The sequence below is a fragment of the Streptomyces odontomachi genome (assembly GCF_024435355.1).
Lineage (GTDB): Bacteria > Actinomycetota > Actinomycetes > Streptomycetales > Streptomycetaceae > Streptomyces > Streptomyces odontomachi.
Map to the genome: position 1 here is coordinate 265,382 of NZ_JAMJWG010000013.1, position 19,295 is coordinate 284,676.

Sequence of the window (19,295 nt, forward strand, 5' to 3'; positions counted from 1 at the left end):
CGCACGACCAGCCGAAGGGACCGCACACCGTGACTCGCCGCATCCGTCGTACCGCCGGCACGCTCACCGCCACCCTGCTGCTCGGCGCCGGCCTCGCCCTGCTGCCGACGCCGTCCCAGGCGGCGACCGTGGTCGTCAGCACCACGGCCGATCTGACCAGCGCCCTCAAGAACGCCACGGCCGGCACCGTCATCCAGGTGCGCGCCGGCACGTACTACCCGACGGCCACCCTTCAGTCCACGGCCAACGGCACCTCGTCCAACCCCGTCACCCTCCAGGCGTACGGCTCCGAGACGGTCAAGATCGACGGCTCCAGCCTCCCCGCCGGCGACTGGATCTTCAAGCTGACCGCCGACTACTGGAACGTCTCCGGCATCACCTTCCAGAACTCCCCGGACAGCGCCGTCGTCTGCCAGTCCTGCACCGGAACGGTGTGGAACAACATCAAGACCATCAACGGCGGCGACTCGGGCTTCACCCTCACCGGCGACGGCACGGTCGACAACACCGTCAGGAACATCGACTCGTACGGCAACTACGACGCCGCCGAGCACGGTGAGAACGCGGACGGGATCGCCGTCAAGTTCGGCTCGGGCACCGGCAACCTGATCACGGGGGCCAGGCTCTACAACAACTCGGACGACGGCATCGACTTCTGGTCCTTCTCGTCGCCCGTCACGGTCGAGCACACCTGGTCGTTCGGCAACGGCAAGAACCGCTGGGGCGACTCCGCCTTCGCGGGCGACGGCAACGGCTACAAGCTGGGCGGGGACGGCGAGGTCGTCGCGCATGTCGTCAACAACTCGGCGGCCTGGGACGACCAGGGCAACGGCTTCACCGAGAACAGCAACACCGGCTCGATCGTCATCAACCGCACCACCGCGTACGGCAACAAGAACGCCGGCTACTACTTCGCCACCAGCTCGGCGAGGCTCGGCAAGAACCTGGCCGTCGGCAACGGCACCGCGGTCACCAAGGGCGGCTCGGTGGTCTCGCAGGGCAACAACTGGGACAGCGGGATCGCCACCCCGTCGTTCGTGTCCACCTCCGCGACGACCTGCTACAACGCCCGCAAGTCCGACGGTTCGCTGCCCGACACCACCTTCCTGACCACGGGCAGCACCACCATCGGCGCAACGATGGACTGAGCGCTCCGGACGAGGGCAGCACGCCCGACGGCCTGACTCAAAGGCGGAGGAACCGCCTGATCCGATGAGGAGTCGCACCATGCACATCCACAGAACCCTGCGTCACGCCCGTGCCCTGGCGCGTATCCCCGCGACGCGCACCGCACTGGTCGGCTGCACCGCCCTGGTGCTCGCCGTGACGGGCACGCTGGGCATCGCGCAGGCCTGCCCGCAGGTGCGGGACCTGAGCCATGAGACGCTCGCCGATGGTGACGGTTGGGGCTCGGAGGGCGACGGGACCAGCGGCGGCGCCGCCGCCGACGCCGCGCACACCTACACCGTCACCAACCGGACGGAACTGGTCGCCGCCCTGGAGTCCGACCCGGGCCAGCCGCGCATCATCCAGGTCAAGGGCACCATCGACTTCAACACCGACGCCTCGGGCGCGCCGCTGACCTGCGACGACTACGCGACGGACGGCTACAGCCTGGACGCCTACCTGGCCGCCTACGACCCCGACACCTGGGGCCGCGACGAGGTGCCCAGCGGCCCGCAGGAGGACGCACGCGCCGCGTCCGCCGCCAACCAGGCGGCCCGGGTCGAGGTGAAGGTGCCGTCCGACACCACCATCGTCGGCCTCGGCACCGACGCCCGCATCCTCAGCGGCGACCTCCAGGTCAAGGCCGTGGACAACGTCATCGTCCGCAACCTCACCTTCGAGGACGCCTTCGACTGCTTCCCCCAGTGGGACCCGACCGACGGCGACACCGGCAACTGGAACTCCGAGTACGACAACCTGGTCGTGTACGGCGCCTCGCACGTCTGGATCGACCACGACACGTTCACCGACGGCCGCCGTCCCGACAGCGCGCAGCCGTACTACTACGACCGGATCTACCAGCAGCACGACGGTGAGCTGGACGTGGTCAAGGGCGCCGACGACGTGACCGCGTCCTGGAACACCTTCGCCGACCACGACAAGACGCTGCTGTTCGGCAACAGCGACAGCGCGGCGTCCACCGACGAGGGCCACCTGCGGGTGACGCTGCACCACAACCTCTTCAAGGACCTCGGCGAGCGCGCCCCGCGGGTCCGCTTCGGCCAGGTCGACGCCTACAACAACCACTACGTGGTGAGCGACGCCGCCTCCTACGTGTACAGCCTGGGCGTCGGCGTCTCGTCCCATCTGGTCGCCGAGGACAACGCGTTCACCCTGCCCGACGGCGTCGACCCGAGCCGGGTCATCGCCTACTGGAAGGGCACCGGGCTCACCGCGGACCACAACCATGTCAACGGCCACGAGGTGGACCTGCTGGCCGCCTTCAACGCCGCCAACCCCGACACCCCGCTCGGCGACGACGCGGGCTGGACCCCCACCCTGCGCACCGAGGTCGACGACCCGGGTGCCGTACCCGGCATCGTCGACCGGGGCGCGGGCGCTGGAAACATCGGAAAGGCAGGATGAGAGTCATGTCCGGACTTCCCTGGCACCGTTCACCAGAGCCTTCCCCGGAGCAGGCGCCGACGTCCGCCGAGCGCACCTCCGCCCGCCCCGGGCGCCGCGCCCTGCTGACCGGCGCCGCCGCGACCGCGGCAGCCCTGGCGCTCGCGCCCGCCGCGGGCGTCCGCGCCGCCGAGCAGCACGCTCCGCGCACCCGCAAAGCCCGCACCCTGCGGGTCGACCCGTCCGGTGGGGCCGGTGTCGACGCCACCACCGTGCAGGGCGCCATCGACGCGGCCTCCAGCGGTGACACCATCACCCTCGCGCCCGGGACGTACCGCGAGATCGTCACCGTGCCGTCCAGCAAGACGAACCTGACGCTCGCCTCCCAGAGCGGCCAGGCCACCGACACCGTCATCGTCTACAACAACTCGGCGGGCACCACCAAGCCGGGCGGCGGCACCTACGGCACCAGCGGGTCCGCCACCGTCACCGTGCAGGCCGACGGGTTCACCGCACGCGGCATCACCTTCGCCAACGACTGGCTGCGCAAGGACCACCCCGGCTGGTCCGGCACCCAGGCGGTGGCGATCCTCGTCAAGGGCGACCGCGCGGCCTTCCTGAACTGCCGTTTCCTCGGCCACCAGGACACGCTCTACGCCGACAGCGCCTCCCTGTCCACCTTCGCCCGGCAGTACTTCAAGAACTGCTACGTGGAGGGCGACGTCGACTTCGTCTTCGGTCGCGGCACCGCCGTCTACGACGGCTGCCACTTCCACACGCTGGTCCGCACGGACCTCTCCGGCGCCCCGTTCGGCTTCGTCTTCGCACCGAGCACCGCGGTGGCCAACCCGCACGGCTACCTCGTGATCAACTCGACCATCACCAGCGCGGCACCGGCGGGCTACTACAAGCTGGCCCGGCCCTGGGTGCCGTCGTCGGACACCACCGCACGCCCGATGCTGACCGTCCGCGAGACCGACATGGACCAGGGCATCGACGCCAAGACGCCGTACGCCAACATGTCCGACTCCTACCCCTGGCAGAACCAGCGGTTCGCCGAGTACCACAACACCGGCGCCGGCGCGCAGATCTCGGTCCCGGCGAACCGGCCCCAACTCACCGACAGCCAGGCGAGCCAGTACACGAAGGCGGTGTACCTCGGCAGCTGGACCCCGCCTTCGGGCTGACGCCCGAACCCCCCGACGGGCACGTAGTGCCCAGCAAGGGGCGCGGGGAACTGGGGGTACCTCCCACGCCTTCCAGGCAGTGGGGAGCGACCAGCCACGACGAGACCGCTGGTTCGTCACCGACGCGAAGGGGCTGTTCCTGTCGTGGCCGGTCCGCCGGGCCGGTGGGTGGTCGCTCGCGCAGTTCCCCGCGCCCCTTTTCGTGGTGGCCGTTGGGCGCAGGGTGCCTACGGCGCACTTGGGGGCGCGGGGAACTGCGCGACAAGCCCCGACGAGGCCGTCAGGCTGCCTCCGGCGCAAAGGGGCCAGGGCACCCGGTCACAGGCGACGAGTCGCCAGGGTCAAGCGGTCGCGGGCGTCGAACAGCGCGTCCTTCACCGTCTGCTCATGCGCCGGCGTGAGCCGAGCCACCGGCACCGAGCAACTGATCGCGTCCCGCGCCGGGGTGCGGTAGGGGACGGCGACGCCGAAGCAGCGCAGACCGACGGTGTTCTCCTCGCGGTCCACCGCGAAGCCCTGCTCGCGCACCTGGTGCAGCTCGGCGATGAGCTTCTCGCGGTCGGTGATGGTGTGGTCGGTGAGCGCGGGCAGCGTCTCCGGCAGCATCTTGCGGACCTGCTCGTCCGGGTACGTGGCGAGCAGCGCCTTGCCCAGGGAGGTGGAGTGCGCGGGCAGCCGCCGGCCGACCCGCGTGAAGGGACGCAGATAGTGCTGGGACTGGCGGGTGGCGAGGTACACCACGTTGGTGCCGTCCAGGCGGGCCAGGTGGATCGTCTCGGTGGTGTCGTCGGAGAGCCGGTCCAACGTCGGCCGGGCCGCGGCCACCACTTCGTCACCGTCGATGTAGGAGGTACCGACGAGCAGGGCGCGCACCCCGATGCCGTACCGTGTGCCTGTGGCGTCCGTCTCGACCCAACCGAGGTCGACGAGGGTACGCAGCAACATATACAGACTTGACTTGGGATACCCGACGGCTTCCTGTACAGCGGCCAGTGAGTGCATCCCGGGGCTGCCGGCAAAGAACTCCAGCAGTTCCACGGTGCGCACAGCGGACTTGACCTGCGCTCCGCCGCCTGTCTCGACTGCCGACATGCCCTTGACCCCTTCGTTCGCCGAGAAATAGTCTCCGAACGGAGAATTCATCATCAGAGACAGCGTTCAGCATATCGAACGGCCTGGCGGGGGTGCATGTCTCCTGGTGATATCTCCGATGAGACGCATACATCTGGAGGAATCCGCGGTGGCAGCAGCACCAGTCTGGAGTGTCGACCCCCGAACCGGGAAGCAGCGCGAGCAGGTCGCGGTGGAGGCGAGCGCCGAGGAGGTCGACCAGGCCGTCCGGGCGGCGCACGCGGCGCGCGGCGCCCTCGCCGACCGCACGGTGCGTGCGGCCTTCCTGCGCTCCGCCGCCGACTGGCTCGACGGCGCGAAGGACCGTCTGGTGGAGGCCGCCGACGCCGAGACGGCGCTCGGCCCCACCCGGCTGATCGGCGAGCTCGCCCGCACCTGCTACCAGCTGCGGGCCTTCGCCGACATCGTGGCGGAGGGCGAGTACCTCGGCGTCATCATCAACCACCCCGACGCCACGGCCACACCGCCCATCCCCGACCTGCGCCGCTACAAGGTGCCGCTCGGCGTGATCGCCGTCTACTCGGCGTCCAACTTCCCCTTCGCCTTCTCGGTCGCAGGCGGCGACACCGCGAGCGCGCTGGCCGCCGGCTGCCCCGTCGTCGTCAAGGCCCACCCCGACCACCCGGCCCTGTCCGAGCTGGTCGCCGCGCTGCTGCGGAGCGCCGCCGCCGAGCACGGCATCCCCGAGGGCGTGGTCGGCCTGGTGCACGGCTTCGACGCGGGCGTCGAGCTGGTCTCCCATCCGCTGGTCGCCGGCGCCGGGTTCACCGGTTCGGTGCGCGGCGGTCGCGCGCTGTTCGACGCCGCGGCCGCCCGGCCGACGCCGATCCCCTTCCACGGCGAGCTGGGCTCCCTGAACCCGGTCGTGGTCACCGAAGCGGCCGCAGCGGAGCGCGCCGAGCAGATCGGCGCCGGGCTCGCCGGCTCCATGACGATGGGCGTCGGGCAGTTCTGCGTGAAGCCCGGCCTGGTGCTGGCGCCCGAGGGCGCGGCCGGAGACCGGCTCGTCAAGGCGCTCACCGACGCCGTCAGCAACACCGAGGCCGGAGTGCTGCTCGACCACCGGATGCGGGAGAACTTCATCGCGGGCGTCGCCGAGCGTGCCGCGCTGCCGGACGTCGAGGCACCGGTCACCCCCGGCAACGGCGGGGAGCACACCGTCGCCGCGGGCTTCCTGACCGTGCCCGCCACCCGGCTCGCCGCCTCCGGCGCGCACGACCTGCTGCTGGAGGAGTGCTTCGGACCCGTCACCGTCCTGGCACGCTACGCGGACGACGCCGAGGCCACCGCCGTGCTGTCCCGGCTGCCCGGGAACCTCACCGCGACCGTGCACCTGTCCGCCGACGAGGCCGCCGGCGAGGGCCACGGGCCCGCGCTCATCGCCGAGGTCACCCCGCTGGCCGGCCGGGTGCTGGTGGACGGCTGGCCCACCGGCGTGGCGGTCGCCCCCGCCCAGCACCACGGCGGCCCCTACCCGGCCACCACGTCGACGTCCACCTCCGTGGGCGGCACCGCGATCGAGCGCTGGCTGCGCCCGGTGGCCTACCAGGGCGTCCCCGAGGCGCTCCTCCCGCCCGAGCTGCGCGACGACAACCCGCTGGGCCTGCCGCGCCGCTTCAACGGCCGGCTGGAGCGCTGAGATTCGGGACATAGCCGACAAGCGGGCCGCCGGTGCCACCGGCGGCCCGTCCGGTTCGCCGGGACCGACGCCGGCACGGGCCCGATGGACCCGCCCCGGGCGAGGGCGCCGCCGCGGCCCGTCCCCGGGTCGCCGATCGTGGCGGTGCCCGGCCTCGGCCACCGCCAGGACCAACTGAGCCGTGCGGGCATCCGGGTCTCCGACCGCGCGGGCAACCTGCGGGCCGCCTTCCACCTCTACAACTCGACGGCAGACGTGGACCACCTGCTGAACGCCCTCGCGGGCTGACCCGAGGCACGTTCCTGTGCGAGGCACGTTCACATGCGAGGCACGTTCATATGAACGCGGTGTTGCCATGTGGTCCGTTCGTGCCGGTCGGGGATTAACCGGCCGGGGCCGTGGCGTTGGGGACTCTCGAACCGTCACACAGAGCCCTGGAGCGTCCATGACCACCGCGTTCGACCCCATCGATTTGGGCGGCGTCCCGCTCGCCAACCGCATCGCCATGGCACCCATGACACGCAGCAGGGTGGGCCACGACGGCGTGCCGGACGAGCTGACCGTCGAGTACTACGCGCAGCGTGCCACGGCCGGCCTCATCATCAGCGAGGGCGTCCAACCCTCCGCCGTGGGCCAGGGCTACCCGGGCACACCCGGGTTGCACACCGCCGCCCAGGTGGCCGGCTGGCGCCGGGTGACCGATGCCGTGCACCGAAGAGGCGGCCGGATCTTCGCCCAGATCATGCACGCCGGCCGGATCGGCCACCCGGACGTGCTGCCCGAGGGCCTGGTGAACGTGGGGGCGTCCCCCGTCGCCGCCCGGGGCCAGGTCTTCACCGGCCGGGCGCTACAGGACTTCGTCGTGCCGCGCGAGCTGACCGGCGCCGAAGTCCGGACGACCATCGCCGACTTCGCCGCCGCGGCGCGCCGCGCGGTCGACGCCGGATTCGACGGGGTCGAACTGCACGGTGCCAACGGCTATCTCATCCACCAGTTCCTCGCCCCCGGCTCCAACCGCCGTACGGACGAGTGGGGCGGCTCGGTCGAAGGACGGATCCGGTTCGCGGTCGAGACCGCCAGGGCGGTGGCCGCGGAGATCGGCGGTGACCGCACGGGCATCCGGATCTCGCCCGGCAACCCCTTCAACGACATCGACGAACCGGAGCCGGAGCCCGCGTACACCGCGCTGGTGAAGGAGCTCGACCAGTTCGGCCTCGCCTATCTGCACGTCGGCGAGGTGTCGTCGCAGCTGCGCGACCTCACGCACACCCTGCGCGGCCTGTTCTCCGGCGCCTTCCTGCTCAACCCGGCGACGGCTCCCCGGCACACCGGTCCGCAGGAGCTGGCCCTGATCGAGGACGGCACCGCCGACGTCATCACGTTCGGCGCGCTGTTCCTGGCCAACCCGGACCTGCCGGCCCGACTGCGCCAGGGCGGACCGTACAACGTGCCTGACGCGGCCACGTTCTACGGTGGCGGCGCGCAGGGGTACACGGACTACCCGACGCTCTGACGCCGAGGACGCCTTTATGGGCGTGAAGTACCCAAAAGGGGCGCGGGGCTGCGTTTGACATGCGGCTCCGCCGCGGGGCGCGACCGGCCACGACGAGACCTTCGGGTCGTCACCGTCCCGAAGGGGCTGTTTCCGTCGCAGCCGGCCCACCGGACCGGTGGCGGGTTGCTCGCGCAGTTCCCCGCGCCCCCATAGGGCGCTACCGCACGGGCGTGAAGTCCCGCGCCCCGATGTAGTCCGGTCGGGGAACCGGCGCCGCGAAGGGCGCAACCGCCTCGTTCTCCACGCTGTTGAAGACGATGAAGACGTTGCTGCGCGGGAACGGGGTGATGTTGTCCCCGGAGCCGTGCATGCAGTTGCAGTCGAACCAGGTCGCCGAGCCCGCCCGGCCGGTGAACAGCTTGATGCCGTGCTTCTCGGCGAAGCCGGTCAGCGCCTCGTCGGACGGGGTGCCGGCGTCCTGCATCTGGAGGGACTTCTTGTAGTTGTCCTGCGGGGTGGCGCCCGCGCAGCCGAGGAACGTCTTGTGCGACCCCGGCATGATCATCAGGCCGCCGTTGGTGTCGAAGTTCTCGGTCAGCGCGATCGACACCGAGACGGTGCGCATGTTCGGCAGCCCGTCCTCCGCGTGCCAGGTCTCGAAGTCCGAGTGCCAGTAGAAGCCCGACGCGCCGAAGCCCGGCTTCACATTGATCCGGGACTGGTGCACGTACACCTCGGAGCCCAGGATCTGGCGGGCCCGGCCCACCACCCGCTCGTCGCGCACCAGGTCGGCGAAGACCTGGCTGAGCCGGTGGATCTCGAAGACCGAACGGATCTCCTGGGACTGCGGCTCGATGATGGAGCGGTCGTCGGCGCGTACCTGCGGATCGTTGATCAGCCGGTCGAGTTCGCGCCGGTAGACCGCCACCTCGTCCGGGCCGATGAGCTCGTCGATGGCGAGGAAACCGTCACGCTCGAACCCCGCAAGGTCGCTCGCGGTGATCGGCCCCGGGGCACCCGGCTCGCTCCACACCACCGGGTCCCGGCGCGGGATGGAGACCTCCGTCGCGCCACGGCTCGGGTACAGGTCGTCGGTCTTCTCGGGGGTGACGGTCATCTCTCAGCCCTCCTCGGTCAGAAGTGGGTACACACCATTCTCGTCGTGGTCCTCCCGTCCGGTCACGGGCGGGTTGAAGACGCAGACACACCGGAAGTCCGTCTTGGGCCGCATGGTGTGTCGCTCGTGACCGTTCAGCAGGTACATCGTGCCGGGCGTGATCATGTGCTTCTCGCCCGTCTCCTCGTTGGTCAGCTCGGCCTCGCCCTCCACGCAGAGCACGGCCTCGATGTGGTTCGCGTACCACATCGTGGTCTCAGTACCCGCGTAGAGAATCGTTTCATGCAGCGAGAAGCCGACCCCTTCCTTGGCGAGGACGATCCGCTTGCTCTCCCATGTGCCCGACGCGGACTTGATGTGCCGGTCGGTGCCTTCGATGTCCTTGAAAGATCGGACGATCACGTCTGCTCGACGCCTCTTCTCTGTGCTCTGCCCGCCCGTCCGCGTCCGACGCCTCGGCCGACCGCGGAGCGTGCGGGTCGTGATTCTCGTGGTGCGGCCGGCGGTTCGGGCCCGGCGCGGTCCGCAGTGCGGGGGTGCCGGGTGCGCCACCGGCAGGCGGATGGGGGCGGAGCCCCGCCCGGCCGCCGGATGGTGCGACCCGCACACCCCCGTGTTGGTGCCGTGCGGTTCAGTTGGTCTCGCGTACGGCACGGGCGAGGGTCCGCAGGCCCTCGTCCAGCTCATCCGGGGTGATCGTGAGCGCGGGCAGGAGCTTGACGACCTCGCTCTCGGGGCCCGACGTCTCGACGAGCAGCCCGAGTTCGAAGGCCCGCCGGGCGACCGCGCCGGCCCGTGCCTTGTCGTGGAACTCCATGCCCCACACCAGGCCCCGGCCGCGCACCTCCTTGATCTCACCGCGGTGCTCGTCCTGCACCGCACCCAGCGCCTCGGCGACCTGCTGCCCGCGCGAGAGCGTCTGCTTCTCCATGGCGGGCCCGTCGCTCCAGTAGGTCTCCAGGGCGGCGGAGGCGGTGACGAAGGCCGGGTTGTTGCCGCGGAAGGTGCCGTTGTGCTCGCCCGGCTCCCACACGTCCAGCTCGGGTTTGAACAGGCACAGCGCCATCGGCATCCCGTAGCCGCTGATCGACTTCGAGACGGTGACGATGTCCGGCACGATGCCCGACTCCTCGAAGGAGAAGAAGGCACCGGTGCGGCCGCAGCCCATCTGGATGTCGTCGACGATCAGCAGCATGTCGCGGCGGGCGCACAGCTCGGCGAGGGCGTGCAGCCACTCCGGGCGTGCCACGTTGATGCCGCCCTCGCCCTGCACGGTCTCCACGATCACCGCGGCGGGCTGGTTGAGACCGGAGCCCTGGTCCTCCAGCAGCCGCTCGAACCAGAGGAAGTCCGGCACCCGCCCGTCCAGGTAGTGGTCGAACGGCATCGGTGTGCCGTGCACCAGCGGGACGCCCGCACCGGCCCGCTTGAAGGCGTTTCCGGTCACCGCGAGCGAACCCAGCGACATGCCGTGGAAGGCGTTGGTGAAGGACACGATGGACTCGCGGCCCTTGACCTTGCGGGCCAGCTTCAGCGCCGACTCCACCGCGTTGGTGCCGGTCGGGCCCGGGAACATGACCTTGTACGGCAGGTCACGGGGCCGCAGCACGAGGTCCTGGAAGGACTCCAGGAAGGCGCGTTTGGCGGTGGTCGACATGTCGAGACCGTGCGTGACACCGTCTCGCTCCAGGTAGTCGATGAGGGCGCGTTTGAGCACCGGGTTGTTGTGCCCGTAGTTCAGTGACCCGGCTCCGGCGAAGAAGTCCAGGTAGTCGTGGCCGTCTTCGTCGTACATGTGGCTGCCCTGCGCCCGGTCGAAGACGGTGGGCCAGCCGCGGCAGTAGCTGCGCACCTCCGACTCCAGAGTCTGGAAGACGCTCAGGTCCGGCTGGGTGATGGTCACAGCATTCTCCTGGGAGATCAGGGGTGAAGATGTCGCCTGAGAGGGGTGGGGGACCCGGTCCGGTTGTCCGGCCGGGTGCACGTGAGCCGCTCAGAAGTCGAAGGGGCCCATGCGGTACAGCACCTCGGGGTCGTGCTCCGCGCCCTTGGGGAACACGCCCGCGGGGAACAGCACCTCACGCTCCAGTGGCACGGAGTGCCGCTTGGCGAACGAGGTGAACAGCCGCTCCGATGCGGTGTTGCCCGGGGTGATGGTCGTCTCCAGGCCGATCAGGCCTCGCTCTGCCGAGACCCGCGCGGTCAGGCCGTCGAGGAGGGCGGCGGCCAGGCCCTTGCCACGGTGCTGCTGGTCCACGGCCACCTGCCACACCAGCAGGGTGCGGGGTCGGTCGGGTCTCAGGTAGCCGGTGATGAAGCCGACCGGTTCGCCGTCGGGGCCACGCCCCACGACCGATGTACCCGCGAAGTCGCGGCACCACAGCAGATAGCTGTACGACGAGTTCACGTCGAGGGTCTCCGAGTCCCGCGCGATGCGCCAGAGCTCGGCTCCGTCCGCGACGCTCGGGTGGTCGATCCGCAGGCCCTCGGGCATTTCCAGGAATTGCGGTTGCAGGTCTGCCTGTGCAGCGGTCATGTTTATTTAACTTACCCAGGGCTTTTCGAAAATGCATCGCGAGGCGGGGTTACGAAGGAGCCGCCGATATGTTATCGCGCGTGCGCGTGATGTCGCGCGCTGAGCCGGTTAGTCGGGTGGCTTTGCCCGGAAATGATGGGGCAAAACGGGCGAGATGTGGAGTCGGTCACATGTGTGTAACGTGATCGAGAACCGCTCGAATTGCTTGGTGGGGCCATCTGAAACAGGGGCGTTTAGGCCCGCGGAAACGGGGCAGAAGAATACGGGAAGCTGCGATGATTCGCATTTCCGAATTCCGTCTGTCGAAATGACGCTGAATTCTCTGGAAAGAGCGCTTCGGGGCGGGGTGGCGGAAACGGCCCGACGAGGGCGGCGGATCGGGCGGCAACCGCCGCCGAAATACGCCGCCGGGTCATCCGCCGTTCGGGTGAGAACCGCACCGCTGCCCCACCCCGACGCAGCCCTACGCCGTCTTCTCGCTCTCCTTCTCGCTCTCGTTCTCGCTCTCCTTCTCACCCTTCTGCGTCTCCGCGGTCTTCGCCGGCTCGCCGCCGATCGCCGCACTCTCCGTGGCCTGACCGGCACGCAGTGCCGCGTTGCGGGCGCCGTCCACATCGACCCTGGCCCCCGAGTCGGCCAGCACCACGCCCAGCGCCGCGAGGGCGGCGATCACCACCTCGGGCCGTGCGTCCGGTCCGTAGTGGTTCACCCGGATCATCTCCCGCGCCAGCGCGCCGCCCCCGGCGACCAGCGGGAGCGTCGGATCCGTGGCCCGTGCCCGCGTCACCAGGTCGGTGGCGTCGACATCCGGCGGGGTGCGCAGCGTGGTGGCCACCGGCGCCGCGTCGCCGGCCTCGTGCACGAAGGGCTCGAGTCCGCCGCCGAGCGCGAGCGTGCCGGCGCGCACGGCCGCCGCAGCGGCGGCGTGCCGGGCCTGCACCGCCGCGGGGCCGGCCTGCTCGATCCGCTCCAGACAGGCGTCCAGCGCCAGCATCTCCAACTGCGCCGGCGCATGCGGCAGCGCGCGACGGCCGGCGTCGATCCAGCGTTCCTTCCAGTCCAGCAGCGACAGGTACGAGTGGCGCGGCGCCCGCGGGTTCGCGGCCATCCGCTGCCAGGCACGCGCACTGACCGCGGCCGCGGAGACCCCGGCCGGGCCGCCCATCGCCTTCTGCCCGCCGATCACGCACAGGTCGATGCCCCATGCGTCGGTCAGCAGCGGCTCGGCGGCCACCGAGGCGACCGCGTCGAGCATGAACAACGCGCCGTGCGCCCGAACCACCTCGCCGATCGCGGCGACCGGGTTGGTGTTCCCCGTCGCGGCCTCCGCGTGCACCAGCGAGACGAAGTCGATCTCCGGATGCTCCTCGAGGGCCGCGGCGACCTGCTCCGGCCGTACCGCGGCGTGGAACGGCACCTCGAGGTCGATCACGCGCGCGCCGCAGTCGCGCAGCCAGCCGCCGAAGGTGTGCCCGTACGGGCCCGTGATCACGTTCAGCGCGGTGGTGTCAGGACCGGCGACGCCGCGGATGCAGCCCTCCAGCGGCAACAGCGCCTCGCCCTGCATGATCACCACATCGTGCTCGGTGGACATCAGCCGGGCGAGCCGTCGCTCGACGTCGGCGAACTGCGCGGCGGTGTAAGGGGCCAGGTCCAGATAGGGATGCGTCACGGGTGTGCCTTTCGAATGCGTCTTGGCCGCCGACGGACCCGGCGGCCACCCATGCGGTCAGGGCGCCGTCCCGAGGAGCCTAGGGTCTTTCTGCCGGATCAGGCGGGATCAGCGAGCGGTTCCGCTGGGTTCCCCTGAGACGTCCCCCGCCCGCAAGCCTCTCCCACGCCCGCCGGACCGCGGCAGGTGCCCCCGGGTGGTACCGCACGGCCACGCCGCCGCAGGCGCTCCAGGGCGTGGCTCTCGTCCCCCCTGAGGGAGTTCCAGGGCGTGGCTCTCGTCCCCCTGAAGGTCCCGCTGAGGGAGGTGCACCCGGATTCCGCGGGGGCAGCCCTGGAGGGGACGTCCCGGCCGGGGGCGGCGCCTCCTAAGCTGCGAGACATGAGCGACGAGGCTGCGCCGGGACGGCGAACGGGCGGGACGGAAACGGTGGACACGGACGGCCGCACGACGGTGGTGACGGGACGGGTGGACACCGCCCCGACCACCGTCGGGAGCGCGCGGAGCGCCGTGCCGACGGGCGGCGTCGCGCTGCATGTGAAGGGCCGGATCCTGGCCGGGCCCGAGGACGTACGGGACGAGTTGTGGGTGGTCGGCGGCCGGATCACCTACGACCGGCCGGCCACCGTCCGCGACGTGCGCACCGTCACCGGCTGGGTGCTGCCGGGCCTGGTCGACGCGCACTGCCACGTCGGCCTCGATCCGCACGGCCCGGTGCCCGCCGAGATCGCCGAGAAGCAGGCCCTGACCGACCGGGACGTCGGCGCCCTGCTGCTGCGCGACGCCGGCTCCCCGACCGACACCCGCTGGGTGGACGACCGCGCGGACCTGCCGAAGATCATCCGCGCCGGCCGGCACATCGCGCGAACCCGTCGCTACATCCGCAACTACGCCCACGAGATCGAACCGCCCGAGCTGGTCGCCTACGTGGCGCGCGAAGCACGTCGCGGGGACGGCTGGGTGAAGCTCGTCGGCGACTGGATCGACCGCGGAGTGGGCGACCTCACCGCCTGCTGGCCGCGCGACGTCGTCGAGGCCGCCATCGCCGAGGCGCACCGGCTCGGGGCCCGGGTCACCGCGCACTGCTTCGCCGAGGACTCGCTGCGCGACCTGGTCGAGGCCGGCATCGACTGCATCGAACACGCCACCGGTCTCACCGAGGAGACCATCCCGCTCTTCGCCGAGCGGGGCGTGGCCATCGTTCCCACGCTCATCAACATCGCCACCTTCCCGGATCTCGCCCGGGGCGCAGAGTCGAAGTTTCCGCGCTGGTCGGACCATATGCGCCAGCTCCACGAGCGCCGCTACGCAACGGTGCGCGCCGCCTACGACGCCGGGATCCCGATCTACACCGGCACCGACGCCGGCGGCGGCCTCGCACACGGGCTGCTGGTCAGCGAGGTCATCGAACTGGTGCGGGCCGGCCTCCCGGTGGTCAGCGCCCTGAACGCCGCCACGTGGGGCGCCCGAGACTGGCTCGGGCGCCCGGCGCTCGATGAGGGCGCGCCCGCCGACCTCGTGGTGTACGAGGAGGATCCACGGGTGGAGGTGCGGACCCTGGCGGACCCGCAGCACGTCGTGCTTAACGGGCGTGTGGTGGGGTGACGGGGTGCCCCCCGGCGCGGTGCCCGCGGGGTGTGGCGCCGGGGGCGCCTGCATGGGGGCGCGGCTGTGCCGTGAGCTCCGCGATCCCCGAGGGGGCGCCGGGGGCGCCTGTTTAGGGGCGCGGGGAACTGCGCGAGCAACCACCCACCGGCCGGTGGTCCGGATGTGGCAGGGGCTGCCCCTTGGGGGGCTGGGGGCGGTGGTGACCTGACGGTTTCGTCGTGGCTGGGCGCGCAGACCCCGCGCCCCTACGCGGCACCGCCGCGCGGCCGCAGGCGGTGCGAGGCGGGCAGGACGTCCGCCAGGGCGTCCAGGAAGTGGTCCGTGGTGGCGCGGTCGCGGACCGCGATGCGGAGCCAGTCCGGGGTGAGGCCGGGAAACGTGTCGCCGCGTCGCACCGCCACGCCCCGCTCCCGCAGCCGCACCCGTACCTCGTCCGCGCCCGGCAGCCGTACCAGGACGAACGGCGCTCGGGCCGGGCCCACCACGGTGAGGCGGCGGTCGGCAGGGGCCGTGGCGCCCAGCCGGGTGAGGCCCGTGACCAGGTGGTCCCGGTGCGCCGTGAGCGCCGTGGCGGCGCCCTCCGCCTCGGCCAGCGCGGTGGGCTCCATGCACGCCTCGGCGGCGGCCAGGGCGGGGGTGGAGACCGGCCACAGCGGCTGGGCGCGCGCCAGGTCCGCGATGGTCTCCGGGGCCGCGAGCACGTAACCGATGCGCAGCCCGGCGAGGCCCCAGGTCTTCGTCAGGCTGCGCAGGACCACGAGGCCGGGCAGGTCGGTGCGGCCCGCCAGGGACTCCGGCTCGCCCGGCACCGCGTCCATGAAGGCCTCGTCGACCACCAGTACCCGTCCCGGTCGGGCCAGCGCTGCCACCACACGGGCCGGGTGCAGGACGGACGTCGGGTTGGTCGGGTTGCCGACGACGACCAGGTCGGCGTCCTCCGGCACGGCGGAGGCGTCGAGCCGGAACCCGTCGGCCGCGTGCAACAGCGCGCGCCGCACCGTGTGCCCGGCGTCGCGCAGCGCCGCCTCCGGCTCGGTGAACTGCGGGTGCACCACGACCGGCGCGGTCACCTTCAGGGACCGTGCCAGCAGGACGAACGCCTCCGCGGCACCCGCGGTGAGCAGCACCCGGGCCGTCGGGACACCATGGCGTGCCGCGACCGCGGCCCGTGCGGCCCGCCCGTCCGGGTACGCGGCCAGCCCGTCCAGCGATGCGGCGATCCGCCGCCGCAGCCACGGCGGGGGAGTGCCGGTGCGCACGTTCACGGCCAGATCCACGAGGCCGCCCCCGCGCACCTCCGCATCGCCGTGGTGCCGCAGGTCCTGCCACGGTGCGCCGCTCGCCTCGGTGCCTCCGCTGCCGTCGCGGGGAATCACGGGTCCTCCTCGGGGATCGTCACGGGTCGGGTCCGCACGCCTCGCCGGGGGCCGCTGCCGGGTGGCGTGGGCTGGGGGCGGCAGGCGATCGCGCAGGTGGCGCGTGGCGGACGGCACGCAGAGGGGCGCTTGGGCACGAGCAGCCGGCCGCCGCGTGCCAGGGCGGCAGCCTCCGCCACCGACGGGGTGCCCACCGCCGCCCGCGCCCGGGTCGACGGATGCGGCACCGGGACCCGGGCCAGCTCCGGGGCCGGGTACGCCACCAGCGGCACCCCGAGACGGGCCGCCGCCCCCCGCAGCCCCGGCTCGGCCGCCCGGGCGTCGAGGGTGGCCAACTCGGCGACCGCGTCCACCGGGAGCCCCGCCGTGCGCAGCGCGTCGAGGACGAGACCGAGGACCTCGGCTTCGGACACGCCCGCCCGGGCTCCGACGCCCACCACCAGGCGCCGTCGCACGGCGGCTGTGCAGCGTTGCACGGCGCCGCAGCACCGTTCGCCGACCCCGCGTGTGCACCGCCCGGGGGGATCGGATACCAAAGGACCATGGTCGTGCTCGTGGCCCTGGGTGCCTTTCTGATGACGCTGGCCGGCGGCTGGACGGCCCAGTACGTCGCCGACCGGAGGCACTTGGTGCTCGGCTTCGCCGGCGGGCTGATGCTCGGGGTGGTCGGCTTCGATCTGCTTCCCGAGGCGCTGGACGGCGCGGGCGAGCACGTCCACGGCGTGCCGGCCGCGTTGCTGCTGTTCGTCGGCGGCTTCCTCGCCGCCCATGTCGTCGAGCGGCTGCTCGCCCTGCGGCAGGCCGAGCACGGGGCTCACCAGCCGGACCAGGTGCCCCAGGTCGGGCTCGGCGCCGCCGCGGCGATGGTCGGCCACAGCATCGCCGACGGTGTCGCCATCGGTGCGTCCTTCCAGGTGAACGATGCCGTGGGGCTGACCGTGGCGCTCGCCGTGGTGATGCACGACTTCGCCGACGGCTTCAACACGTACACGGTGACCCGCGCCTACGGCGGCGCCCGCCGCAGCGCGCTGGCGATGCTGTTCGCGGACGCGCTGGCGCCGGTGGTGGGCGCCGCTTCCACGGTGTTCGTCACCATTCCGGAGCAAGCCCTCGCCTGCTACCTGGGGTTCTTCGGCGGCGTGCTGCTCTACATCGCGGCGGCCGAGATCCTGCCGGAGGCCAGCCACCGCCACCCGGCCCGCTCGACGCTGCTGTGCACCGCCGCCGGCGTGTGCCTGATGTGGCTGGTGGTCGGCGCCGCCGGGCACTGACCCGGCCAACACGCCTGACCCGGCCAACACGCCTGTCACGCCCGTCAGCCCTGTCACGCGCGTCAGGCCCGTCACGCCCGTGCCGTCCGGGCGCACCGCTGTGTGAAGCGCTGGACGACGTCGGGGCGCGCCGCCCAGTGGGTGTGCAGATAGCTGGCGTGCACGCCGCCCTGGACGAAGCCCTCGACGCGCCGCTCGGGCCCGGTGATGCCCCACGCCGGGGCGGCTCCGGCGCCCGGGTCGAGCGCCGTGCGGTGGAACTCGTGCCCGCGCATCCGGGTGCCCACGGCCGCCAGCACCCCGTCGCTCACCGCGACGGCCTCCCGGTACCCGAGCGTCAGCCGCTCCGTCATCCGGGCCTCGGCGTCGAGCACCCCGCACATCGGCGCACCGTCCAGTGACCGCGCGAGATACAGCAGCCCGGCGCACTCGGCCGCCACCGGCGCACCCGAGCGGGCCAGGGCGGCGACCGCCGTGCGCAGAGCGGTGTTGGCCGACAGCTCCGGCGCGTACACCTCCGGGAACCCACCGCCGATCACCAGCCCGCCGGTGCCCTCCGGAAGCCGCTCGTCGCGCAGCGGATCGACGTGCACCACCTGCGCACCGGCCGCCGTCAGCAACTCGATGTGCTCGGCGTACGAGAAGGTGAACGCGGGACCGCCGGCCACCGCGACCACGGGCCGGGCGGCGGGCCCGGTCCCGCCGCCCGGACCAGGCACCACCGCCGTGGACCCGTGCGCCGCCCGTGCTCCGTCCACCCGTACCGTCCGCCGTCCGTCCGCGACCTCCGGCGGCACCCCACCGGAGCTGTCCGTGCTGGCCGGCCCGGATCTGCCCGTGCTGTCCGTGCTGTCCGGCGGCGCGCCGGGCTGCCGCGCGCCCGCCAGGGCACCGGCCGCATCCCAGGCGCTGCCGGGCACCGGCCCCGCACCCCGGGCCAGCGCCAGCAGCGCCTCCAGGTCGCATCCCGCGCGCACCTGCTCGGCCATGGCCCGTACGGCGTCCAGTGCCGCCGTGCGCCGCTCGGCGACCGGCACCAGACCCAGGTGCCGCGACGGGGTCCTGACCTGCTCGGAGCGGTGCAACGCGCCCAGCACCGGCACGCCCGACGCCTCCAAGGCGTCCCGCAGCAGCATCTCGTGCCGCTGCGAGCCGACCTTGTTCAGGACCACGCCACCGATCCGCACGCCGGGCTCCCAGGTGGCGAACCCGTGCACCAGCGCGGCCACCGAACGGGACTGCGCCGAGGCGTCCACGACCAGTACCACCGGCGCCCGTAGCAGGGTCGCGACCTGCGCCGTCGAGGCCAGCTCGGCGCGACCCGAGGCGCCGTCGTACAGCCCCATCACGCCTTCCACGACGGCGAGGTCGCAGCCGGCAGCGCCATGCGCGAACAGCGGCGCGATCAGGTCGGGGCCGCACAGGAACGCGTCCAGGTTCCGGCCCGGACGCCCGGTCGCCAGCGCGTGGTAGCCGGGGTCGATGTAGTCGGGACCGACCTTGTGCGGGGAGACCGCCAGGCCCCGCTCGGCGAACGCCGCCATCAGCCCCGTGGCGACGGTGGTCTTGCCGCTGCCGGAGGCGGGGGCGGCGATCACCAGCCGCGGCACCCCGGTCACCGCGCGCCCTCCTTCGCCGGCCCGGGCGGCCGCCTTGCGGCCGTGCTCCGGGCGGTGCGCGCGACGGCGCCGT

General features: G+C 72.2%; 16 protein-coding genes and 1 pseudogene. 8 read left to right on the top strand and 9 right to left on the bottom strand.

Annotation, left to right across the window (positions count from 1 at the left end):
* Positions 1–29: 29 nt before the first annotated feature.
* The 3 genes from NQO67_RS25870 (at position 30) to NQO67_RS25880 (ending at position 3,758) form a co-directional block, all read left to right on the top strand.
* The gene (locus NQO67_RS25870; protein ID WP_255952652.1) at positions 30–1,148 is read left to right on the top strand and encodes a right-handed parallel beta-helix repeat-containing protein; all 1,119 of its coding nucleotides are present in this window, start codon (positions 30–32) and stop codon (positions 1,146–1,148) included.
* A 64-nt stretch (positions 1,149–1,212) separates the two neighbouring features.
* Complete coding sequence (locus NQO67_RS25875) at positions 1,213–2,592, top strand: pectate lyase family protein (protein WP_374119097.1); 1,380 nt, start codon at positions 1,213–1,215, stop codon at positions 2,590–2,592.
* Positions 2,593–2,597: 5 nt separating this feature from the next.
* Entirely contained in the window at positions 2,598–3,758 is a 1,161-nt protein-coding gene (locus NQO67_RS25880; RefSeq protein WP_255952654.1) for a pectinesterase family protein, read from the top strand.
* A gap of 318 nt (positions 3,759–4,076) precedes the next feature.
* On the opposite strand, the gene NQO67_RS25885 is transcribed toward NQO67_RS25880, so the two are convergent.
* Entirely contained in the window at positions 4,077–4,850 is a 774-nt protein-coding gene (locus NQO67_RS25885; protein ID WP_255952655.1) for an IclR family transcriptional regulator, read from the bottom strand.
* Positions 4,851–4,998: 148 nt separating this feature from the next.
* On the opposite strand from NQO67_RS25885, the gene NQO67_RS25890 reads away from it, so the two are divergent.
* From NQO67_RS25890 to NQO67_RS25900, 3 genes and pseudogenes are all read left to right on the top strand, one after another.
* Complete coding sequence (locus NQO67_RS25890) at positions 4,999–6,528, top strand: aldehyde dehydrogenase (NADP(+)) (RefSeq protein ID WP_255952656.1); 1,530 nt, start codon at positions 4,999–5,001, stop codon at positions 6,526–6,528.
* Between the two features lie 111 nt (positions 6,529–6,639).
* Positions 6,640–6,816, top strand: a pseudogene (locus NQO67_RS25895) (aminotransferase class V-fold PLP-dependent enzyme); the annotation flags it as partial.
* Between the two features lie 157 nt (positions 6,817–6,973).
* Positions 6,974–8,041, top strand: coding sequence for an alkene reductase (locus tag NQO67_RS25900; RefSeq protein WP_255952657.1), 1,068 nt, complete (start codon positions 6,974–6,976; stop codon positions 8,039–8,041).
* 199 nt (positions 8,042–8,240) lie between these two features.
* On the opposite strand, the gene thpD is transcribed toward NQO67_RS25900, so the two are convergent.
* The 5 genes from thpD to NQO67_RS25925 form a co-directional block, all read right to left on the bottom strand.
* The gene (gene thpD / locus NQO67_RS25905; RefSeq protein ID WP_255952658.1) at positions 8,241–9,140 is read right to left on the bottom strand and encodes an ectoine hydroxylase; all 900 of its coding nucleotides are present in this window, start codon (positions 9,138–9,140) and stop codon (positions 8,241–8,243) included.
* Positions 9,141–9,143: 3 nt separating this feature from the next.
* Positions 9,144–9,542 carry an ectoine synthase gene (locus tag NQO67_RS25910; RefSeq protein WP_255952659.1) on the bottom strand — a complete coding sequence of 133 codons (399 nt, stop codon included), beginning with the start codon at positions 9,540–9,542 and terminating at the stop codon, positions 9,144–9,146.
* 229 nt (positions 9,543–9,771) lie between these two features.
* Positions 9,772–11,043, bottom strand: coding sequence for a diaminobutyrate--2-oxoglutarate transaminase (gene ectB / locus NQO67_RS25915; RefSeq protein WP_255952660.1), 1,272 nt, complete (start codon positions 11,041–11,043; stop codon positions 9,772–9,774).
* Between the two features lie 90 nt (positions 11,044–11,133).
* Positions 11,134–11,676: a diaminobutyrate acetyltransferase gene (ectA, locus tag NQO67_RS25920; RefSeq protein WP_255952661.1), complete on the bottom strand. Its 543-nt coding sequence runs from the start codon at positions 11,674–11,676 to the stop codon at positions 11,134–11,136.
* 463 nt (positions 11,677–12,139) lie between these two features.
* Positions 12,140–13,348: a pyridoxal-phosphate-dependent aminotransferase family protein gene (locus tag NQO67_RS25925; protein ID WP_255952662.1), complete on the bottom strand. Its 1,209-nt coding sequence runs from the start codon at positions 13,346–13,348 to the stop codon at positions 12,140–12,142.
* A gap of 381 nt (positions 13,349–13,729) precedes the next feature.
* Here NQO67_RS25925 and NQO67_RS25930 point away from each other — a divergent pair, with 381 nt between their 5' ends.
* Positions 13,730–14,953, top strand: coding sequence for an amidohydrolase family protein (locus NQO67_RS25930; RefSeq protein WP_255952663.1), 1,224 nt, complete (start codon positions 13,730–13,732; stop codon positions 14,951–14,953).
* Between the two features lie 248 nt (positions 14,954–15,201).
* Here NQO67_RS25930 and cobC read toward each other — a convergent pair whose 3' ends face one another.
* Together cobC and NQO67_RS25940 are read right to left on the bottom strand one after the other, a co-directional pair.
* The gene (cobC, locus tag NQO67_RS25935; protein ID WP_255952664.1) at positions 15,202–16,332 is read right to left on the bottom strand and encodes an Rv2231c family histidinol phosphate aminotransferase CobC; all 1,131 of its coding nucleotides are present in this window, start codon (positions 16,330–16,332) and stop codon (positions 15,202–15,204) included.
* Positions 16,329–16,808, bottom strand: a complete 480-nt coding sequence (locus tag NQO67_RS25940) for a cobalamin biosynthesis protein (protein WP_374119098.1) — start codon at positions 16,806–16,808, stop codon at positions 16,329–16,331. Before NQO67_RS25940 ends, cobC begins: the two co-directional genes overlap by 4 nt.
* A 66-nt stretch (positions 16,809–16,874) precedes the next feature.
* Between NQO67_RS25940 and NQO67_RS25945 the strand changes: the two genes are divergently transcribed.
* Positions 16,875–17,603 (top strand): ZIP family metal transporter, encoded by a 729-nt coding sequence (locus NQO67_RS25945; RefSeq protein WP_255952665.1) that lies wholly within the window; start codon positions 16,875–16,877, stop codon positions 17,601–17,603.
* Between the two features lie 71 nt (positions 17,604–17,674).
* On the opposite strand, the gene NQO67_RS25950 is transcribed toward NQO67_RS25945, so the two are convergent.
* The gene (locus tag NQO67_RS25950; RefSeq protein ID WP_255952666.1) at positions 17,675–19,222 is read right to left on the bottom strand and encodes a cobyrinic acid a,c-diamide synthase CobB; all 1,548 of its coding nucleotides are present in this window, start codon (positions 19,220–19,222) and stop codon (positions 17,675–17,677) included.
* Positions 19,223–19,295 lie beyond the last annotated feature (73 nt).